Annotated in this window: 14 protein-coding genes; 9 read left to right on the forward strand and 5 right to left on the reverse strand. The window is 56.1% G+C overall.

Annotation, left to right across the window (positions count from 1 at the left end; all coding sequences use genetic code 11):
• Nucleotide 1: 1 nt before the first annotated feature.
• The 3 genes from GWA01_RS09340 to GWA01_RS09350 are packed head-to-tail and all read right to left on the reverse strand — an operon-like array spanning nt 2 to nt 5,443.
• Nucleotides 2–3,067, reverse strand: a complete 3,066-nt coding sequence (locus tag GWA01_RS09340) for an efflux RND transporter permease subunit (RefSeq protein ID WP_146796804.1) — start codon at nt 3,065–3,067, stop codon at nt 2–4.
• 1 nt (nt 3,068) lies between these two features.
• Nucleotides 3,069–4,205, reverse strand: coding sequence for an efflux RND transporter periplasmic adaptor subunit (locus GWA01_RS09345; protein ID WP_186819526.1), 1,137 nt, complete (start codon nt 4,203–4,205; stop codon nt 3,069–3,071).
• Nucleotides 4,202–5,443 carry a TolC family protein gene (locus GWA01_RS09350; protein ID WP_228118500.1) on the reverse strand — a complete coding sequence of 414 codons (1,242 nt, stop codon included), beginning with the start codon at nt 5,441–5,443 and terminating at the stop codon, nt 4,202–4,204. The genes GWA01_RS09345 and GWA01_RS09350 overlap by 4 nt, the downstream gene beginning before the upstream one ends.
• A gap of 230 nt (nt 5,444–5,673) precedes the next feature.
• Between GWA01_RS09350 and GWA01_RS09355 the strand changes: the two genes are divergently transcribed.
• On the forward strand, nt 5,674–8,040 hold the full coding sequence (locus GWA01_RS09355; protein ID WP_146796810.1) for a TonB-dependent receptor: 2,367 nt from the start codon (nt 5,674–5,676) through the stop codon (nt 8,038–8,040).
• 37 nt (nt 8,041–8,077) lie between these two features.
• Here the strand turns inward: GWA01_RS09355 and mqo are convergent, their stop codons facing one another.
• Nucleotides 8,078–9,574: a malate dehydrogenase (quinone) gene (gene mqo, locus GWA01_RS09360; protein ID WP_146796813.1), complete on the reverse strand. Its 1,497-nt coding sequence runs from the start codon at nt 9,572–9,574 to the stop codon at nt 8,078–8,080.
• Between the two features lie 188 nt (nt 9,575–9,762).
• On the opposite strand from mqo, the gene GWA01_RS09365 reads away from it, so the two are divergent.
• From GWA01_RS09365 to GWA01_RS09395, 7 genes are all read left to right on the forward strand, one after another.
• Complete coding sequence (locus GWA01_RS09365; RefSeq protein ID WP_146796816.1) at nt 9,763–10,647, forward strand: NUDIX hydrolase; 885 nt, start codon at nt 9,763–9,765, stop codon at nt 10,645–10,647.
• 106 nt (nt 10,648–10,753) lie between these two features.
• Nucleotides 10,754–11,740, forward strand: coding sequence for a quinolinate synthase NadA (gene nadA / locus GWA01_RS09370; protein ID WP_146796819.1), 987 nt, complete (start codon nt 10,754–10,756; stop codon nt 11,738–11,740).
• Nucleotides 11,737–13,221 carry an L-aspartate oxidase gene (locus GWA01_RS09375; RefSeq protein WP_228118499.1) on the forward strand — a complete coding sequence of 495 codons (1,485 nt, stop codon included), beginning with the start codon at nt 11,737–11,739 and terminating at the stop codon, nt 13,219–13,221. Before nadA ends, GWA01_RS09375 begins: the two co-directional genes overlap by 4 nt.
• Nucleotides 13,218–14,081, forward strand: a complete 864-nt coding sequence (gene nadC, locus GWA01_RS09380) for a carboxylating nicotinate-nucleotide diphosphorylase (RefSeq protein ID WP_146796825.1) — start codon at nt 13,218–13,220, stop codon at nt 14,079–14,081. The genes GWA01_RS09375 and nadC overlap by 4 nt, the downstream gene beginning before the upstream one ends.
• 66 nt (nt 14,082–14,147) lie before the next feature.
• Nucleotides 14,148–14,804, forward strand: a complete 657-nt coding sequence (gene petA / locus GWA01_RS09385) for a ubiquinol-cytochrome c reductase iron-sulfur subunit (protein ID WP_146797783.1) — start codon at nt 14,148–14,150, stop codon at nt 14,802–14,804.
• A gap of 9 nt (nt 14,805–14,813) precedes the next feature.
• Nucleotides 14,814–16,010 (forward strand): cytochrome b, encoded by a 1,197-nt coding sequence (locus GWA01_RS09390; protein WP_146796831.1) that lies wholly within the window; start codon nt 14,814–14,816, stop codon nt 16,008–16,010.
• A complete protein-coding gene (locus GWA01_RS09395; RefSeq protein ID WP_146796837.1) occupies nt 16,010–16,717 on the forward strand; it encodes a cytochrome c1 in 708 nt (235 codons plus the stop codon). Before GWA01_RS09390 ends, GWA01_RS09395 begins: the two co-directional genes overlap by 1 nt.
• A 7-nt stretch (nt 16,718–16,724) precedes the next feature.
• Here the strand turns inward: GWA01_RS09395 and GWA01_RS09400 are convergent, their stop codons facing one another.
• Nucleotides 16,725–17,177, reverse strand: a complete 453-nt coding sequence (locus GWA01_RS09400) for a c-type cytochrome (protein WP_146796841.1) — start codon at nt 17,175–17,177, stop codon at nt 16,725–16,727.
• A 526-nt stretch (nt 17,178–17,703) separates the two neighbouring features.
• Here GWA01_RS09400 and GWA01_RS09405 point away from each other — a divergent pair.
• Entirely contained in the window at nt 17,704–19,071 is a 1,368-nt protein-coding gene (locus tag GWA01_RS09405; RefSeq protein ID WP_146796846.1) for a diguanylate cyclase, read from the forward strand.
• Nucleotides 19,072–19,203 lie beyond the last annotated feature (132 nt).

Here is a 19,203-nt window from a genome sequence, read left to right on the forward strand (position 1 = left end):
TTCAGGCCTGCTTTTTCATCACACGGGCATAGAGTGAGGGCAGCACAAGCAATGTCAAGATTGTGGAGGACACAAGGCCGCCGATCACGACGCTGGCCAATGGACGCTCCACTTCGGCACCTGCATTGCTTGAAAAGGCCATGGGAAAAAACCCCAGACTTGCTACGAGCGCGGTGGCCATAACGGGCCGGAAGCGTTCCTCGGCAGCTTCGAAGGCTGCTGTCGCTGCGTCACACGCTGTTTCCAGTCTGCGAGAACGAATGGCACTCAGAAGCACAACGCTGTTGAGAATGGCCACACCGAACAGGGCGATGAACCCGATGCCTGCCGATATGCTGAAAGGCAGCCCACGCAGCGTCAGGACGATAATGCCTCCTGTGGCGGCGATGGGCAGATTTACGAAGACGAGCCCCGCTGCACGCACGGACCCAAGTGCGGCGACCAGCAACCCGAAGATCAGCACCAGCGCGATCGAGACAACGATTTCAAGGCGCTTCATTGCGGATTGGAGGTTACGGAACTGCCCCTGCCAGCTCAGGCTGTAACCGGGGGGAAGACGCACCTGTCTGTCTACCGCGCGCTGGGCTTCCTCGACATATGATCCAAGGTCGCGCCCCCGGACGTTGGCCTGAACGATCAGGCGCCGACGGATCTGGTCACGACTGATCCGTGGTGGCCCATCCTGCACGGTAATGTCCGCAACCTGTGAAATCGGGACAGTTGCAAGACCATCTGCACGGCGAACCCGCAGGGCAGCGATTTTTTCAGGGGAGGATGTTTCGCTCTCCTGAAAACGGATTTGTGTTGAAATGACGGAATTTTGCGTGATGACCGGCTTGCCGATATGGCCGCCAACACTTTCGACCGTATCAAGAATGTCCTGAAGGGGGACGTTGAGCCTTGCTGCCTTCTCACGGTTCACATCCACATGCACGAAAGGTACGCTTCCGCTGCCCTGAGCGGCCACATCTGCAGCGCCGTGCACGGAGTTCATCGCTGCTGCCACCTGATCACCCAACCGGCTAAGCGTTGCGAGATCGTCTCCGTAAATTGAGACGGCGATCTGCGTTCGTACGCCTGAAAGAAGATCGTCCATGCGCATCTGAACAGGCTGGCTCCAGGAGTAATCGGCAACCGGCAGGGCGTTGCGAAGCGCCTTGTCCATAGCTTGGAGAATGCCCTCCTGCGTGCGTGCGGTCGTCCATTGGGAACGCGGCTTGAGCAGGATGAAGGTGTCTGTTTCGTTGACGCCCATTGGGTCAGTCGGAATTGCAGAGGTGCCGGTATTACTTACGACGGTCTGTACGTCAGGGAAGCTTCGGAGGATTTTTTCCTCAAGCGTGACAGATCGCAGGACTGTAGGGAGGGACGCGCTTGGCAGGCGTGTTGTGGTGACGGTCAGTGCGCCTTCCTGAAGCTGGGGGATGAACTCGCCGCCGAGGCGGGCGCCCAGTGCAAGCGAGAGGGCTGCGACTGCGAGCACCATGCCGAACATGATGCGGGCGTTGCGCTCCCCCCATTGAACGACCGGGCCATATCCGCGTCGCAGGAAAGCGATCAGGCGTGTATCACCGTGAGGGATGCTTTTGCGAAGCACCATGGCAGCGATGAGCGGCACACAGACGAAGCAGTAAAGCAGCGAGGCCAGCAGGGCCATGATGACTGTCTGCGCCATCGGGCGGAACATTTTGCCTTCGATGCCCTCAAGGGTCAGAACCGGTAGATAGACCATGATGATGACAAGAATGGCGAAGCTTACCGGCCGGGCGACCTCACTGGCACATTCGACCACGAGGATGGGGAGCTTCATCGTCTGGTTGCGTTCGCGTCGGGCGAGGACATGCTCCACCACGACAAGGGATCCGTCGACAATCATCCCGAAATCGATTGCGCCAAGGCTGAGCAGATTTGCGGAAATGCCAAAGAAGCGCATCCCGACCATGGCGCAGACCAGTGCGAAGGGAATGACAGACGTAATCACCAGCGAGGCGCGCCAGTCCCCGATCACGATGATTAAAACCAGTAGAACAAGACCTGCGCCCAGAAGCAGGTTTTCTTTGACGGTATCGAGTGTGCCGCGTGTGAGGTCGGCACGGGTATAATAGGGCTCAAGCGTCATGCCCGTGGGTAGAGTGTGCTGGATGGTGGGTAGTCTGGCATTCACGGATGCGAGTGTTGCGTCTGAGCTTGCACCCATCTGCATCATGATAACCCCGATCACGATTTCCCCGCGCCCATCGCGGGTGACGGCGCCGAGGCGTGTTCTGGGGCCAATCGAGACTTTGCCGAGGTCTTTAAGGCGGATGCGTGTTCCGTTTGCATTGGAGCGCACGGGGATGTTTCCGAAATCATCAAGATCCCGGACAAGGCCACGCCCGACCACAATCTGCTGTTCCTGATGGTGCTCGATCCATCCGCCGCCCGATGCAGCGTTATTGTTATCGACTGCGCGGTACACATCCGAAACGGAGACGTTATAGGAAAGCAGACGTGCTTCATCGAGAGACACCTGAAACGTTTCTTCTGAGCCTCCGTTTACGTTGACGTCTGCAACGCCGGGGATGAGTTTCAGCTGGGGTGCTACCGTCCATGTCATGGCGCGGTTGAGGTCCATCAGCGAATATGCCGGTCCCTTGAGCTGAAGCTGCATGATTTCGCCCATGCCCGTGGACAGGGGGCCCATGTTCACGGCAATGCCGGGGATGGCGATATTTGCGCGGGCCTGGATGATGCGTTCGTTGACGCGCGTGCGGTCGAGATCAATGTCGGTGTTGTCGTCAAACTGGACGTATACAACCGAGACACCTGACCGCGATACGGAACGAAGGTCTGTCATGCCCGGAAGGCCGGCCATGCTGGCCTCCACCGGGAAGGTGATCAGGCGCTCTATTTCCTCGGTAGCCAGTCCCGGAGCCGTCACCGAGACCAGTACCTGACGCGGTGAGATATCGGGCACTGCTTCGACGGGCAGCCCTGTGACGAGGCCGAGGCCGAAAACCATACAGGTGACCAGAACACCGAGGATGAGAAAACGGCTGCGCTGGAGGGCCGTCAATAAGCCTGTCATGTCAGTCCGCTCCGCTTTCATCATGCAGAAGAACTGATTTCAGAGCGAAACTGCCAGTCGTGACGATTGGTGTGTTTTCGGGCAGTCCCGAGAGGACAACGATCTGATTTTCCGTTTCGATTCCGGTTTGTATTGGCAGGGCTCGGAATTCATTTTTACCGGCTGGGACAAATACAAAATCGTGGCCATGAACCTGCTGGACGGCGTCTGAAGGGACAATAAGTCCGCTTTCGCCCTCGGATGTGGTGAGCGTTGTATCCCCCATCATGCCGGGGCGCAGATTCCCACTGCCATTGGCGACGACGCTGACGATCCGCACCAGACCAGTTGCCGGGTCTGTGGCGCCCTGAATGGTATTGATTTTCGATAGGATCTGATGGCCATCAATCAGCGTGGTTTGCGCCGCACCAACCTGAAGATGTGCGACATCCTGCGGAGGCACGTCCGTGACGATCCAGACAGTAGATAGGTCCGCGACGACGGCGATATCGATACCGGGACGGATGTCATTACTGATGGCTGTATTGATGGATTCTACGATGCCCGGCACTGGCGAGAGAAGGCTTGAGTTTTCTTCTGTGCCGGTCTTTTCCGTTGTGGAATTATATTCTTCCTCGAACTGGTGATGGTACATGCCGATCTCGGCCTCTCTGGCCGCAACGGTGGCCTGTGCTGCCTGAAATGCTGCCTGCCGACGTTGCATTTCGCCGAGTGAGACCGTGCTGCCATTGAGAAGGCGCGCGCGCTGGTATGCGCTGGCGGCATCTGAGCGAGCAGCGAGGGCCGATTTGAGAGCAGCCTGCGCCTGTGTTTCCTGTAGTCGTGTGAGGTGCAGGGAGTGATCTGTATAGGTTACGAGGGTCTGGTTCAGGGCTACAGTCTGGCCGGGCAGAACGTTTACACTCAGAACCTTGCCCGAGCCTGCGGCCTGAACGTGAACGGTGCGGGATATGTCTGCCACGACACTCGCCATTGCGTGGAGTGTGCGGGTCAGGCGCCCTGTCACAGGCTTTGCCAGGGTCAAACCTTCGGTCTGCTGAGCCTCTGTGCTGAAAGGCACGACGGATGGTTGGGATGTTGGGGTGGCGTTGGCGGAGAAGGACAGGAATGCTGCTGCCAGACAGAAGATATACTTCACTGCATGGCTCCATAAGCAATGCTCATCCGGATGGCTGCAACGCGCCATTCAACTTCAGTCTGGCTGTAAGTGGCGATGGCCTGATAGGCGGCCCGGCGAGCACGCAAGGCCTCGACAAGCGGTGTTTCCTTTAGCATCCACGAATGTTCCATCGCGTCAGCACGCTGGTTCAGGGAGCCTGCTGCGAGTTCGGCTTCCTTGCGTGCGAGTGCTGCTGTTGCGAGGCGTGCCCGGATCCTGATCAATTCTGTCCTAACCATACGACGCGCCGTGATCTCGTCTCGGGTGGCCGCAGACATACGATCCCGTGCCGCCGCCATCATCGGAACATTGCGGACTGCACTGGGGAGGGGAATACTGACATTGACTCCAAGGCGTGTGTCCCACGGGCTGCCGTATTGTTCTTCGTGGATGGCGCTCACGCCGATTTCTGGGTTGGGCATGAAGGATGCGCGGGCAAGATGCGTGTTTTCCTGCGCAGCTTTCACCGCGCGCATCGCGGCCCGCACACGCGGATCTGCGTCTTCGCCATATCCTCCGGGATGTGTGGGGACCGGGGGTGGGACATACGCCATCAGATCTGGAATATCGGCCGTTCCGAGCAGTTCCTGTAAGTCTGCCTGGGTTGCTGTGACGGCTTCTGCTGCTAGATCGACTTCGCTGCGGGCATTTGCCAGTTCGGCGTCTGTTGCCTGAGCATCAGCTGAGGTGCCTTCCCCCACCTTCACCGAGCGGGTAACGGCTGCTGAAATCCGCTCCATGGCTTTCAGCTGCGCGAGTGCCACGCTCTGTCGGCGCTGGGCGAGCGTGAGTGCCCCCGCTGTTTCAAGGACCTTCACCGAGACGGCCAGATGCGCGACATTCAGGCGCTCACGAAGGTTTTCTGCGTCTGCGCGCGCGAGTTTTTCGGTTTCTGTGCCCTGCCCAGGAAGCCAGAGTGGAACCGAGACGCCACCCTGGTAGGTGGTGTATCCGATGTTGCTGCCACCAGCATAGTGATCGTCATAATACTGGGCATTCAGCACAGGGCCGCCGGAGAACCATGATTTGGCGGCATCTGCTCGCGCGAATGCGGAAGCGCGGTTGGTGTTAAGGTCTTTGCGGGCAGGATCATTCGCCCACGCCATGTTTACGGCCTGATCAAAATTGATTTCGTGTGCATTTGCGGGGTGCATCGTCAGTAATGGCAGTGCCAGTCCAAGGCACAGAACCCGGCGATACCGGAAATCCACTTTCATGATGAGAAACCGATGCCTCCGGCAATGATGGTGCTGGAGCCATCAATATCAGTTCAACCTGACAGCAACCTGAACAGAGCGGCGATCAGATGGGTTGGGAAGGGGGGAAGGAGGGGGAAAGTGCATCGTATTTTTCAAAATGAATCAGAATGTTCATATTTGATATTGCGAATCATTCTTATTTGGGTATTTTGACGCCTCATTCATCGTCTGTATCCGAACGGAACCCCATGAGCCGCTTTATCCGTCGTTGCCTGACTCCTATGCCCGTTCTGACGGGGCTGGCTGCCCTTGGCGCAACCCATGCTTATGCTGCCGATACGCAGCATGCGCCTGAGAAAAAACGTGATCATGCGCATTCCAAAACGGTGCCACGGGCCGCGGAGACCGAAGCAACGGGTGAGGAGAGTGGCCACGAAAACATTCAGGTTGTCGGGAGCCCGATGAACCCTCTGCATGACAACATGGGCCTGTCTCGGATGCCGCAGGATATTCTGCATACGCCGCAGCAGATCAACGTTGTCTCGCAGATGCTGATGAAGCAGCAGAACGTGAAGTCGCTGGATGAAGCGCTGCGTAATGTGCCGGGTGTGACGTCTTCCATCGGTGAGGGCGCGGGCGGCATGAATGGTGATCAGTTTCTGATCCGCGGTTTTCAGGCGCAGAATGATATTTACGAAGATGGTCTGAGGGATTTTGGCGTTTACAGCCGGGATGCGTTCAACCTTGAGAGCATCGCCGTGATCAAGGGGCCATCGTCAGACGTGTTCGGCAATGGCACGACGGGCGGCGCGATCAATATGAAGACCAAGACCCCAGGCCTGACGAACCGCTATTCGGCGGAATTCAATGGCGGATCAGGGGGATATTATCGCGGTATGCTGGACGTGAACCAGCGTATCAATGACAGCACGGCCTTCCGCGTGACGGGAATGGGGAACGAGAACAATATCGTCGGTCGTGATTTTATTTACTCTCATCGCTGGGGCATTGCGCCGTCCATTGCCTTCGGTCTCGGTAAAAGAACAACGCTCGTGCTGCAATATATGCACCAGCAGGAAAATTCAGTTCCAGATTTCGGGGTGCCTGTGGTGACCAAGCCGGGATCATCCATAGGAGCGCCGATTACTGAATATGGTATCCGCCGGACCAATTTTTATGGAACGGACAACGACCAGAACGCGACCAATTCCAATATGGAAACGGCACGTCTGTCCTATAAGCTGAATGATCACATCACGTTTTATAACGATGCGCGCGTTGGTGAATATTTCCGCACTTTTGCGGCCTCCAAGGCGACCTGTGATCAGACCTGCGTGAATAATTACTTCCTGCATAACCCTAATTCGGCGCTTGTAGCCCGGTCAGGGCCTGTTGGTGCGGGAAATGGTTCGGCTGGGGGGACCTTCATGGCACCGCTGCCATATCAGCAGTGGAGCTGGTCTGCGCAGGACGTTGGAAGCATGGTGGCAAACTTCCATACGGGTTGGCTGCGGCATCAGTTGGTGGCTGGATTTGATATCGAACACGTCAATGACCGGCGCTCACAATCGACATATCTGAAGGCCAAACCTTACGCGAACCTGGTTAATCCCAATCCGTATGTTGGTAATCTGGATCTGGTATCGGGTGACAGCAATCCGGCGGGTCTGGTCAATCTCAGTGGTCTGGGGGCCAAGAGCAATTCCAGTGGTGCGGCGTTTGATACTGGTCTGTTCCTGTTTGATCAGGTCTGGTTCACGAACTGGTTGTCCATCAAGGGTGGTTTCCGCTGGGATCGCTGGCAGACACGCTATGACCTGACGGGTGGAAATACCGCGCTTTATCCGGACACGCATTTTCGGAATACGACGAGTGTGTTCAACCCCAATGTCAGCCTTCTGCTTACGCCGGATGAGCATCAGACTTATTATTTCACATGGTCCCGCTCTACGACCCCGATGGGCATGTATGTGACAAACGGTTCTGTTCCGATCCGTCCGCCGGCGAACACGATTGCGGCTCCCGAGAAAGCTTCGCTGTATGAAGTAGGTGCGAAATACAGTGCGTTCCATGACCGTATGGGCTTTACGGCATCCCTGTTCCGGCTCGAAAAGAACAATGCCACCAACGCTGATCCGGTGACGGGGGAGGTTGTCAGCACGGGGGACACCCAGCGCAATCAGGGACTGGAGCTTTCTGTTGGCGGCACCATTCTGCGTGGATGGACGATTAACGCGACTTATGCCCTTTACGATAGCGAAACCACGAGTTCCCTGACGAAGGCCAATCTAGGCAAGCAGGTGCAGTATGTGCCGCATAATCAGGCGACGCTTTGGTCTGTTTATGATGCGTTTGCAGACAAGCCTTACAATGTTGCGTTTGGTGGCGGTTTGACGTGGCGTCAGCACGTCTGGCTGAATGCGGCTAATACGGCGAAGGTTCCTTCCAATCTGGATTTCGATGCTGTCATTTCCCATCGTTTCAATCCGCATTGGAAGGTTGCGATGAACGGTTACAATCTGGCGAACCGCCTGAATTATCAGAGCCTGTTTTCAAACCGCGCCACCCCCACGGCCGGCCGGACTTTCCTCGGACAGCTCAGCTACACATATTGATTACGTGCGGGCGCGTTCCTTATGGACGCGCCCGTTTTTAGTTACAGTGAATTTTGAGTGCTTCGGCTGTAGTGCGGCGCGAGGCACGGCATGCATCTGCGTTGGCCTTGAGATCCATTCCGTATGATGGGAAAATCCGGCGCAGTTCAGGAAGCCATGCGGCCTCCGTCAGGTGGGCTGCGAAGCACTTCTCCACGATCTGCACCGCAATCGAGGCTGCGATGGATGCTCCGGGCGACGCGCCTAGGACAGCCGCGAGGGATCTGTCTTCGTTGCACACAAGTTCGGTCCCGAATTTCAGAACACCCCGCTGACCCTTTTCAGGTTTGATGATCTGCACGCGCTGGCCTGCAACCACTTTCGTCCATTGTGCCTGTTTTGCGCCCGGATAAAAATTCAGCAGGGACTGGAAGCGTTTACGGTCTGACTGGAGCACTTCGCCGAGCAGATAGCGGACGAGCGAGAGGTTTTTCTGTGCCGCTGTTATTGCGGGGATGATGTTTCGTGGTGTGAGGGAGCGGAAATAATCCGTCCAGGACCCGCTCTTGAGAAATTTTGTTGAAAAACCTGCATATGGTCCGAAAAGCAGGCAGGATTTTCCGTCAATAACGCGTGTGTCCAGATGCGGGACGGACATGGGGGGGGAGCCAACGGCTGCCTTTCCGTACACTTTCGCATGGTGATGCTGCGTTATGGTGGGGTCTGTGCATTGCAGCCAAAGCCCGCTGACGGGGAAGCCTGCATAGTGCGCCGCTTCCGGAATGCCACTTTTTTGGAGCAGGGGCAGCGCCGCACCACCTGCACCGATGAATACGAAGCGGGTTATGGTTGTGGTCTGTTTGCCGGTTTCCATGTCCTTCGCCGTTACGGCCCAGTCGCCGTCTGGTGTGCGGACAAGGCCTGTGACCTTGTGTCTGTAAAAAACCTGAAACGTGTCGGAGGTTTGAAGGCTCTGGACAAGTGCTGCCGTGAGCGCACCGTAATTGACGTCTGTTCCGCTCAGGATGCGGGTGGCCGCGACAGGGATCGTGTCGTCGCGCTCAGCCATTGTCAGGGGAGCCCATTGCGCAATAACTGCCGGGTCCTCGCTGTATTCCATGCCGTCGAAACAGTGATGGGATGATAGCGCGTCAAAGCGTGCGCGCAGGAAAGCGACGTCTTCCGCGCCCCAGACGAGGCTGATATGCGGGCATGGCTGTATGAATGTTCCCGGATCGGTGATGCGGCCCTGACGTATCCAGTGTGCCCAGAGCTGTCGCGAAATATCGAATTCGGTGTTGACGTCCAGCGCCTTGGAAATGTCGATGCTGCCGTCTGCCCGGCGGGGGGTATAGTTCAGCTCACAGTTTCCGGCATGACCCGTGCCTGCGTTGTTCCAGGCGCGCGAACTCTCCTGTCCACATCCATCCAGGGTTTCGAACGCGACCATAGACATGGAAGGGTCCAACTCCTTCAGCAGGGCTGCAAGAGTGGCGCTCATCACGCCTGCACCGATCAGGACAATGTCTGGGCGGCTCGGAGAAGGTGACGGCATGGGGAGCGGGTTCCATAAGGTGATGTGGCAGGCAGCGTGGTTCGTTCGTGCGTGCCTATCTCCCATAAAACAGGCATCAGGGAAAAGCATTTGCGCGAGGCTTCCACCGTAATGAAATCAGGTAGAAGCGGGCGTGCGGTCAAGCTGCGCTCTTGCCGGAAGGTTCATGAGGGTCTTAGATCACCGGCATGTCATCACAGCTCATTGCCGTTCTTGTTGCCGTTCAGAATGATACGCCCAAGGTTCTGACGCTCGGGGCGGGCAGGAGCCTGCCTGCGGGGCCACTGGAATCCCGGCATCGTTCCCTGCAGAACGGGATGCGGCTCTGGGTGGAGCAACAGACGGGCCGTAGGCTTGGTCATATTGAGCAGCTCTATACTTTTGCGGATACGCAGGTTCTGGGAGTACCCGAGCTTGAACGCTCGCTCCTGATCTCCTATCTGGCGCTGACCCACGCGGACCCGCCGTCTGAGAACTGGCGTTCCTGGTATGAATATTTCCCGTGGGAAGACCAGATGCGCGCTCAGACTCAGAGGCTGGTGGCGGACATCACATTGCGCCTCAAATCCTGGGTTGGAACGCTGGCGGCAGAAGAGCACGAGCGACAGCTGAGGCGGGTGGTACGGCTGTTTGGGGGTGATGGGGAAGTCTGGGATGACCAGCTTGTGCTTCAGCGCTACGAACTGCTGTGGGAGGCCGGGATGGTTACGGAATCTCCGCTCTGCGAGGAGCCTGTCGTGGGGATGTCGATGGATGGCGACCATCGGCGTATTTTAGCAACAGGGATTGCGCGCCTGAGGGCCAAGATACGCTACCGGCCCGTGTTTTATGAATTCATGGACGAGACTTTTACCCTCTCTGCATTGCAGCGCACGGTGGAAGTAGTGGCGGGGCAGGCCATGCACACGCAGAATTTCCGGCGGCTTATTGCACAGCAGAATCTGATTGAGGAAACGCCCGATTATGCCCCCGTGAGCCGTGGGCGCCCTGCGAAGCTCTTTCGTTTCCGACGGGAGATGATTGAGGAGGGGCAGATCATGGGCTCCAAGTTACCGATCGTTTTTTCACGCTGAAACACTGATCGCGGCCGTGTGTCTTGACGCGGGAGAAGGAAAGGCGCTTTGTTGCGTTTCCTTTTATACTCTTTCTGAGCATAAATAACGCTCACGGAGGATGCCCATGGACCAGCTTGCCCCTCGATCTCGCATGGATGAGCTGTATGCGCGTGTGGAGCGCATCATGTTGCGGTCTGACTTTGATCGGCTTTACGCGGACGATATCGAGGCGATCCTGCGCCTCAAAGAGAGCCGCAACGCTGTCATTCTCGCGCATAATTACCAGACACCCGAAATCTTCCACTGTGTTTCGGATATCTGCGGAGACAGTCTGGCACTCGCCCGCAAGGCGCAGGGACTAGACGCTGATATCATCGTAATGGCCGGCGTTCATTTCATGGCTGAGACCGCCAAAATGATGAACCCCGACAAGACGGTTCTCATCCCGGACATGATGGCTGGCTGTTCGCTTGCATCTTCGATTACGGCTGCGGATGTTCGCGCTATGAAGGCCGCGAACCCGGGTGTGCCGGTCGTGACGTATGTGAACAGCACGGCGGACGTGAAAGCGGAAAGTGATGTCTGCTGTACGTCGGCCAATGCCGCGAACATTGTTCGCAGCCTTGGTGTTCCGCGGGTCATCATGATCCCTGATGAATTTCTGGCCCGGAATATTCAGGCGGAAACGGGCATCGAGATGATTACCTGGCCGGGGCACTGTGAAGTGCATGAGCGTTTCACTCCGGCGGAGATCCGCAGTTACCGGCGCCAGAACAAGGGTGTGGTGGTTATGGCCCATCCTGAATGCCCGCCGGAAGTGGTTCAGGAAGCAGATTTTTCAGGCTCGACGGCAGCGATGGCGGATTATGTCAGCACAGCCAAGCCCGAGAAGGTGTTTCTCGTGACGGAATGCTCGATGAGCGACAATCTTGCAACGCTCAACCCCGAAACCGAATTTGTGCGGCCTTGTAACCTGTGTCCGCACATGAAGCGCATCACGCTCAAGGGATTACGCAGGACGTTGGAAAATCTGACGGAGGAGATCAGAATTCCAGCACCGCTGATGGACGGTGGACGGCGTGCGATTGAGCGTATGCTGGCTGTGTCATGATGCCGGAGATGGACGGCCAGCCTGTCATAGCGGGAGCGGGGCTGGCGGGCATTATGGCGGCCCTGAGCATGGGGCGTCCGTGTATTTTGCTGTCCTCCGGGCTGCTTGGACGTGATACGGCGAGTTCACTGGCGCAGGGTGGGATCGCGGCTGCGATGTCAGCAGTCGATAGTCCGGAGTTGCACGCCGAGGACACGCTCATTGCCGGAGCAGGTCTCTGTGATCCGGACGTTGTGCGTGCCATTACGCTATGTGCGCCTGGGGCAATCGAGGAACTGCTCGCGCTGGGAGTGCCTTTTGATCGAAACGCGCAGGGCGATCTGGACCTCCATCTGGAGGCGGCGCATCGGCGCGCGCGGATTGTGCATGCCCGGGGCGATGGATCAGGCGCTGCCATCATGCACACGCTGATCGCGCAGGTGCTCAATGCACCATATGTCACGGTTGTTGAATGTGCTGTGCTTGAGCACGTGCAGACACAGGGAGGCAAAGTATCGGGTGTTGTTGTTCGTCATGATGGGGTCTCTCATGTGTTGCGGACAAATGCTTGTGTCATCGCTTCTGGCGGGATTGGAGGGCTTTATGAAGAAACAACCAGCCCGGCGCCTGTTGCCGGTGGCGGTCTTTCGGTGGCTGCACGTGCCGGAGCGCGATTGATCGATCTGGAATTCGTGCAGTTTCATCCAACGTCTCTCGTGACGAAGACGCCCGGGCGGCGGCCGCTTGTGAGTGAAGCTGTGCGCGGCAGTGGTGCGCTGCTGATTGACGAGACTGGCGCACGGTTTACGGACGAACTCGCCCCGCGTGATCAGGTTGCCCGTGCGATCGCAGCTCATATTGCCGCTGGCCACGAGACATTTCTGGATGCGCGTGAGGCAATTGGAAAATCGTTTCCCACCCGGTTTCCGGCAATTGCTCTTGCTTGCCATAATGCGGGTATTGATCCCGTTACGATGCCGATCCCGGTTCATCCGGCGGTGCATTATCATATGGGCGGTATCGAAACGGACCTCTCTGGCAGAACGTCCATTCCCGGATTATGGGCATGTGGCGAGGCTGCCTGCACGGGGCTGCACGGTGCCAACCGGCTTGCGAGCAATTCCCTTCTGGAAGCCTTCGTCATGGGCCGCGCCGTAGGGCGGGACATCAGCGGATTTACTGTTCAGGCACCCCCTGAGCGGCTAGCGCCGGCATTGGTGGCGTATGGCGATTATCGCCATATCCTTGGCACGTATGCCGGAATTCTAAGAGACGCACAGGGGCTAACCCGCGGTCTGGAACTCCTGACCCCGCATATCGGGCATGATGGTTCTGCTCTGGTGGGAGCTCTTGTCTGTCATGCCGCGCTGCACCGCCAGGAAAGCAGGGGTGCGCATTACCGGCGTGATTTCACGAGGACGGATGCCAACGCAACTCGTTACGCCTTTACGCTGGCTGATGTTTTTTCTGACATGCCCTCACTGGAGAAGGTCTTCTCATGAGCGATCTACTCATGCAGCTTCCTGACATCATGATCGAGCCTGTGGTCCGCGCAGCATTGCTGGAAGATCTCGGTCTGGCCGGAGACATTACAAGTGCTGCGGTTCTGGATGACAGCCAGACAGTGCGTGCGGAGTTCCGCGCCCGGCAACACGGTGTTGTTGCGGGTCTGAGTGTTGCACGTCTGACATTTGCTCTTTTTGATCGGGACGCGATTTTTGAAGCCGCGGTAGTAGATGGAACGCAGGTTTCTCCCGGTATGCTGCTTGCCACCGTGACGGGACGTCCATCGAGCATACTGGGCGGGGAGCGTGTTGCGCTGAACCTGATGTCGCATCTGAGTGGCATCGCGACTGCAACGGCTGGGATTGTGAAGGCGGTGTCGCATACAAAGGCCAGGGTCTGCTGCACACGCAAGACATTGCCGGGACTGCGTGCTCTTCAGAAATATGCCGTGCGTGCGGGAGGTGGGGCAAACCACCGTTTCAGGCTCGATGATGCGATCCTGATCAAGGACAATCATATTGCGTTGGCCGGTGGCATTGCCGCTGTGCTTCAGAGTGCGCGAAAGCGGGCGGGGCATCTGGTCAGTATCGAACTGGAGGTGGACACGCTCGCACAACTGGAAGAGGCGCTGCATCTGGGCGTGGCGGATGCTTATCTGCTCGATAACATGACGCCGGACCAGATTCGCGAGGCCGTGCGGATGATTGATGGCCGCGCCATTGCCGAGGCATCGGGCGGCATTACCCCCGAAACTGCGCCTGCAATTGCCGAGGCAGGCGTGGATATTCTCTCTGTCGGGTGGCTTACGCACACAGTACGCGCGCTGGATATCGGACTGGATATTGAACCGCTTTAACCCCACGCATTGACACCCTCGAGGAGGGCTTCGATGATCGGCGGGCTTTTATCGAAGCGGGAAACAATGACCTCAGATCAGCCTTCGTCGCCCAGTGAGACCGAAATATCGGTTGTGGAGAGTGCCCCAAAGCGTCGGGATGTTCTGGCGAGTGTGACTGTCGGGCTTGGCTGTGCGGGGGCCTGTGCACTGGCATATCCGTTTCTGGATAGTCTTAACGGCACGCGCGGCGAGAATGCGGCTGAAGATGACACGATCGAGGTGGATCTTTCTGCAATCGCGCCGGGGCAGCAGGTGATCGTGAAATGGCGCGGTTGGCCGGTTTTTGTGCAGAGACGAACCCCGGACATGCTGGCGGCTCTGCGTGCACCGGGCCTTGACCAGCGGCTTCGTGATCCCGCTTCGACAATTATGCAGCAGCCAAAAGACGCTGCGAACTGGCATCGGTCAGTTGTACCTGAAATTGGTGTTTATGTCGGGATCTGTACGCATCTTGGGTGCGTGCCGAATTACGATCCTCCGTCTACCGCTGATACATCGGGTCATTATGCCTGTCCGTGTCATGGGTCGCAGTTTGATGCGGCTGGTCGTGCGTTCAAGGATGCGCCTGCTCCCTATAATCTGCCTGTGCCTCCAGTAACGATGCTGACGCCGAACCGGGTACAGATCGGGAAGAGTAAGGGAGACCCCGGTTTTGACATCGCAAATATCCAGCAGATCTGAGTGCGTAGCATGACAGAGCGCCCCACGCACGAAGCAGGCTGGCTGGAAAAGCGTTTGCCCATCGTTTCAGTTTTTCGCCGGGAATATGTTGATTTTCCCATGCCTCGAAACCTCAACAGCCTGTGGAGTTTCGGCGCATTTGCCATGGTTGCGCTGGGGCTTCTTGTTCTCAGCGGCATCTTTCTGGCCATCAACTACACGCCAACAATGGCGGATGCGTTCGCCAGCATCGAGACAATCGACCGTAGGGTTGCATCAGGCTGGCTTGTGCGGGCTATCCATATGGGTGGCGTTTCAATGTTGTTTGCCACGCTCTATGTGCATATGGGGCGCAGCCTTTATTATGGATCATACAAGACGCCCAGGGAGCTCATCTGGCTGACAGGTACGGGGCTTCTGGCGATGGTGATGATCACGGCCTTCGCGGGATACATCCTGCCTTGGGGGCAGATGTCCTACTGGGGCGCCACGGTTGTGATTAATGCTGTAAACGCAGTGCCCGGGATAGGTCATCCGCTTGCGTCATGGCTTCTGGGTGGAGACGGGCTGGGCGATGTCGCGTTGCACCGTTTCTATGTGCTGCATTTCGTGACGGCGTTTTCCATACTTGGCGTGATTGCCCTGCATGTTGCCTCGATCCATGTCAGTGGTTCGAACAATCCAACGGGTGTCGATCCACAAGGCCCTGATGACACGGTCCCGTTCCATCCATATTACACCAGCAAGGATGGGCTCGGGATATGCCTGTTTCTTGCCGTCTATGCGGTGTTGATTTTCTTCCTGCCCAATCTCCTGACGCTCTCAGATAATTATGTCATGGCCAATCCGGTCGTGACCCCGAAAGACATTACGCCCGAGTGGTATTTCGCGCCTTTTTACGCAATTCTTCGCGCAGTTCCTTCGCGGCTGGGTGGTCTGGTTCTCGCTGCGGGAAGTATTGCCGTTCTGTTTGCCGTCCCCTGGTTGGATCGCTCTCCAGTCAGATCTGCACGCTATCGGCCGCTGCTGAAAATTGCTCTGCCTGTCCTGTTCTTTTCGTTTTTTATGCTGGGGATGGCGGGCATGCACGCCCCGACGGCCCCTTGGCTCTGGGTCAGTCGTCTATGCGTTGCTTATTGGTACGCTTATTTTCTGATCATGCTCCCTTTGCTGCCCAAAATTGAGAAAACGTATCCGGTTCCCGTGGCATTGCAGGGGCAAAACTGATGCGTTGGATGCTTCTTGCTCTCGGGCTTCTGGGAGGGGTTTCTGCGCATGCGTCCACGTCGGAGCAGCGTGGTTTCAAGGTGTTCCGACAGGTTTGCAGCACCTGTCATAGTCTGGATCACGTTGCTTATGCGGATCTGTCCGGGCTTGGGCTGACGCAGGATCAGATCAAGGAATATGCTGCCCAGCATCAGGTTCCTGATGGTTTGGATGAAGATGGAGATCCGAAAACGCGTGTTGCACGCCCAACGGACCTGATCGGTTCTCCGTATGCTGGAGAGGCGATGGCCCGGATGGCCAATCACGGGTCCGTCCCGCCAGATTTTTCACGACGGGCGATGACGCAAAAGGGTGGCGTAGCCTGGATTGTACGGATGTTGCAGTCCTATGCTGAAGCACCCGCCGGGCGAAAACTGCCTCCCGGATCATATTATAATACTGCGATGCCTCACGGGCATATCGGTATGCCACAGCCGCTTCATGACGGGCAGATATCCTACGAAGACGGAACACCGGCTACCACCAAGCAAATGGCCGAGGATCTTGGCGCGTTTCTGGAGTGGACTGCGCGCCCTCATCTTGCAGCGCGTCATCTGGTAGGGGTGTTCGTGCTGCTTTATCTGGCAGGGATGTATGTCCTGTTGCTGCTTATGAAGCGTCGGGTGTGGTCGAGACTGAGGCAAACGGATGCATCTCGAAATTTCTGATGTGCGGTCAGGGCAGTGAGCGCTCTGCATTCAGTTTGCGACGTTCGGTAAGAATTTCCTTCACTTTGACAGGTGCTGCACGGGCTGTTGCGATATCATTAGCCGTAAACGTTGTGGCGGGCAGAGTTGTGCCAAGCGAAGTGACGTAGGTCAGAACAGCCGCGATTTCGTCGTCCGGCAGAGAATTCATCGGTGGCATAACACCTGAATATGGATGTTCTGCCGCGATGATGGGGCCGTGAAGACCGTTCAACAACACATGCTCCAGATAGGTCTTTCCGTTGGGCATGAGGGCGATCTGACCAATTCGCTGTTTGAGGGGTGGAAACTGTTCCGGAACGCCCTGAGCTTCTGTCTGATGGCACATTGCACAATGTGCTCCATACAGAGCCGCACCATCGGCTGCTATTGCGGGTTTACCGACAAGTGTCACGCCAAGAATGATCAGCGCATATTTCATAACCGGACGTTTCCAAAGGCAGCCATGATGCCATCCTTACGGTTTATAGGGGGGGGAAGAAGCACTCATCATACTAAGGTAGAGTTCTTTTTCTCATAGTACAGTTTTTTGAGTCGACATAAGGATGGTTCATTATTTTCATTAAATTGGCCGATCACAATAAATAATGGTCATTTATTAATTTTATTGATTCATTTACGATCAATCTTTAATATTTTAAATTATTAAAAGAACGACATTGAATTTCCTTTAAGTGAACAAAAAATGAATCTCAGGAAAAGAATTGTGACTTTATTAATAATTATCTGTCATTTGAGGAGGGGGCGTTTCATGGTGTCGGAATATGTTTGAGATATCGGTGGAAAAGTGACTTGAGTTCTTTTTTTATCAATATGGTATGGAAATTTGAAGTCTTCGGCAGTTATGAAGACGCGATAGAAATGCTGCTTATTAGTTAATTGGAAAAGGGCAGAAGCCGAGAGCGGTTTTATTCCGGTCATCAGGATGTCGGCCCAAGGAGTTTTGAATGACCGCTGCTGTTCCTTCCGAAGCGAGTCTCGTTCTTTCGGCGGATGAAGCTGAGTGGCAGCGCATTATTGATGCGATCGAACCGTCGGTCAGAGAGGCCGTGGCGCTCGTCGTCAAGGATCATGCTGCCGATAGTGTGGAACTGTTTTACACGACGCTGCGTCAGCATCCGGATGCTGCGCCGTTTCTGTCAAACGAACTTGTAGATACACGCCTGCATGCAGCATTGATAACGTGGCTGACCTCGCTGTTCTCTGTCGCTGCGCCCGATCTTATCGCGCTGGTTACTACCCAGAAGCGTATTGGCCTTGTTCATGCGCGGATACGCGTCCCGATTCAGGCGGTCATGCATGGTGCGCGCTTGCTTAAAGGCGAACTCCGGCATCTTTTGTTTGACCGGATTCCATCCAAGGAGGACCTCTCCAAAGCAATAGATTACGTGGAAAACATGATGGACATGGCTAGTGAGACCATGAGTCGTGAGTTTGTGCGTGATCTTCAGAAGGAAATAGAAACAGACGAGGCTTATCGTCTGGTGACGCTTGGGCAGGATATCAATCTTGAGCGTGAAATCCAGAAAGCAGCGCTTCTGGATTGGGGGCATCGCGTTCTTTTTGCCATCTGCTGCGCTGCTCCGCCTCCATTGCCGTCGCTGGAAGGATCAGCGTTCGGGCTCTGGTTAAACCATAAGGGCAGTTTGCTGTTTCCGGGTCCGTTCGGCCTGGAGCCGATCAAGATTGCCATGCGCAAGATTGACCACGTAACGATACCAGCCTTGCTGGCGGATGCTCCGCCGAAGCCAGTTCAAATTTATGAATTACAGGCTCAGATCGAAGAAATCCGATTTTTGATGGACAACCTGTTCCGGACTAGCGAAGCGCGTGAAAGCGGAAGAGATCCGCTGACATGTACTCTGAACCGGCGGTTCCTTCCAACAATCCTGTCGCGCGAAGTAACGCAAGCCATGCGGCGCGAAGTACCGTTCAGCGTCTTGATGCTCGATATCGATCATTTCAAGTCGGTCAACGATACGTTCGGTCATACTTGTGGAGACAGGGTACTTCGCGGAGTTGCGGAGAAAATTGTCAGTGCCTGCCGTGCGAGCGATTTCATCTTCCGTTACGGCGGAGAGGAGTTCCTGATTGCGCTGGTCGAAATCGATATGGATGAGGCTTTCAGGATTGCAGAGCGCATTCGCGAAATGGTTTCGGACGCATCGACGGATTCATTTGGTGTGAAGGTCACAGTATCAATCGGTGTTGCCACGTTTGATGGGCATCCAGACTACACGCACCTCATCGAAGATGCGGACAAGGCTCTCTATAAGGCCAAGGATCTTGGGCGGAACAAGAGTGTAGCTCTCTGAAGCGACGCTCTTTGGGTCTGTTTTTCAGGTAATATGCTAAGCCTGAAAGACAGATCTGATGAATTCTTACCGGAGATGCGCGCACGAACCTTCTTCATGGCGGCATTTAAATTTCGAATTATGGAAATTTTT

Source organism: Gluconobacter wancherniae NBRC 103581 (assembly GCF_007988885.1).
Taxonomy (GTDB): Bacteria; Pseudomonadota; Alphaproteobacteria; order Acetobacterales; family Acetobacteraceae; genus Gluconobacter; species Gluconobacter wancherniae.

What these genes read in the sequence shown, in the direction of transcription:
- nadA (WP_146796819.1), top strand. Translation starts at nt 10,754, where the DNA reads ATGGACCAGCTTGCCCCTCGATCTCGCATGGATGAGCTGTATGCGCGT.
- GWA01_RS09405 (WP_146796846.1), top strand. Translation starts at nt 17,704, where the DNA reads ATGACCGCTGCTGTTCCTTCCGAAGCGAGTCTCGTTCTTTCGGCGGAT.
- nadC (WP_146796825.1), top strand. Translation starts at nt 13,218, where the DNA reads ATGAGCGATCTACTCATGCAGCTTCCTGACATCATGATCGAGCCTGTG.
- GWA01_RS09365 (WP_146796816.1), top strand. Translation starts at nt 9,763, where the DNA reads ATGTCATCACAGCTCATTGCCGTTCTTGTTGCCGTTCAGAATGATACG.
- GWA01_RS09350 (WP_228118500.1), bottom strand. Translation starts at nt 5,443, where the DNA reads ATGAAAGTGGATTTCCGGTATCGCCGGGTTCTGTGCCTTGGACTGGCA.
- GWA01_RS09375 (WP_228118499.1), top strand. Translation starts at nt 11,737, where the DNA reads ATGATGCCGGAGATGGACGGCCAGCCTGTCATAGCGGGAGCGGGGCTG.
- GWA01_RS09340 (WP_146796804.1), bottom strand. Translation starts at nt 3,067, where the DNA reads ATGACAGGCTTATTGACGGCCCTCCAGCGCAGCCGTTTTCTCATCCTC.
- GWA01_RS09355 (WP_146796810.1), top strand. Translation starts at nt 5,674, where the DNA reads ATGAGCCGCTTTATCCGTCGTTGCCTGACTCCTATGCCCGTTCTGACG.
- petA (WP_146797783.1), top strand. Translation starts at nt 14,148, where the DNA reads ATGACCTCAGATCAGCCTTCGTCGCCCAGTGAGACCGAAATATCGGTT.
- mqo (WP_146796813.1), bottom strand. Translation starts at nt 9,574, where the DNA reads ATGCCGTCACCTTCTCCGAGCCGCCCAGACATTGTCCTGATCGGTGCA.
- GWA01_RS09395 (WP_146796837.1), top strand. Translation starts at nt 16,010, where the DNA reads ATGCGTTGGATGCTTCTTGCTCTCGGGCTTCTGGGAGGGGTTTCTGCG.
- GWA01_RS09400 (WP_146796841.1), bottom strand. Translation starts at nt 17,177, where the DNA reads ATGAAATATGCGCTGATCATTCTTGGCGTGACACTTGTCGGTAAACCC.
- GWA01_RS09390 (WP_146796831.1), top strand. Translation starts at nt 14,814, where the DNA reads ATGACAGAGCGCCCCACGCACGAAGCAGGCTGGCTGGAAAAGCGTTTG.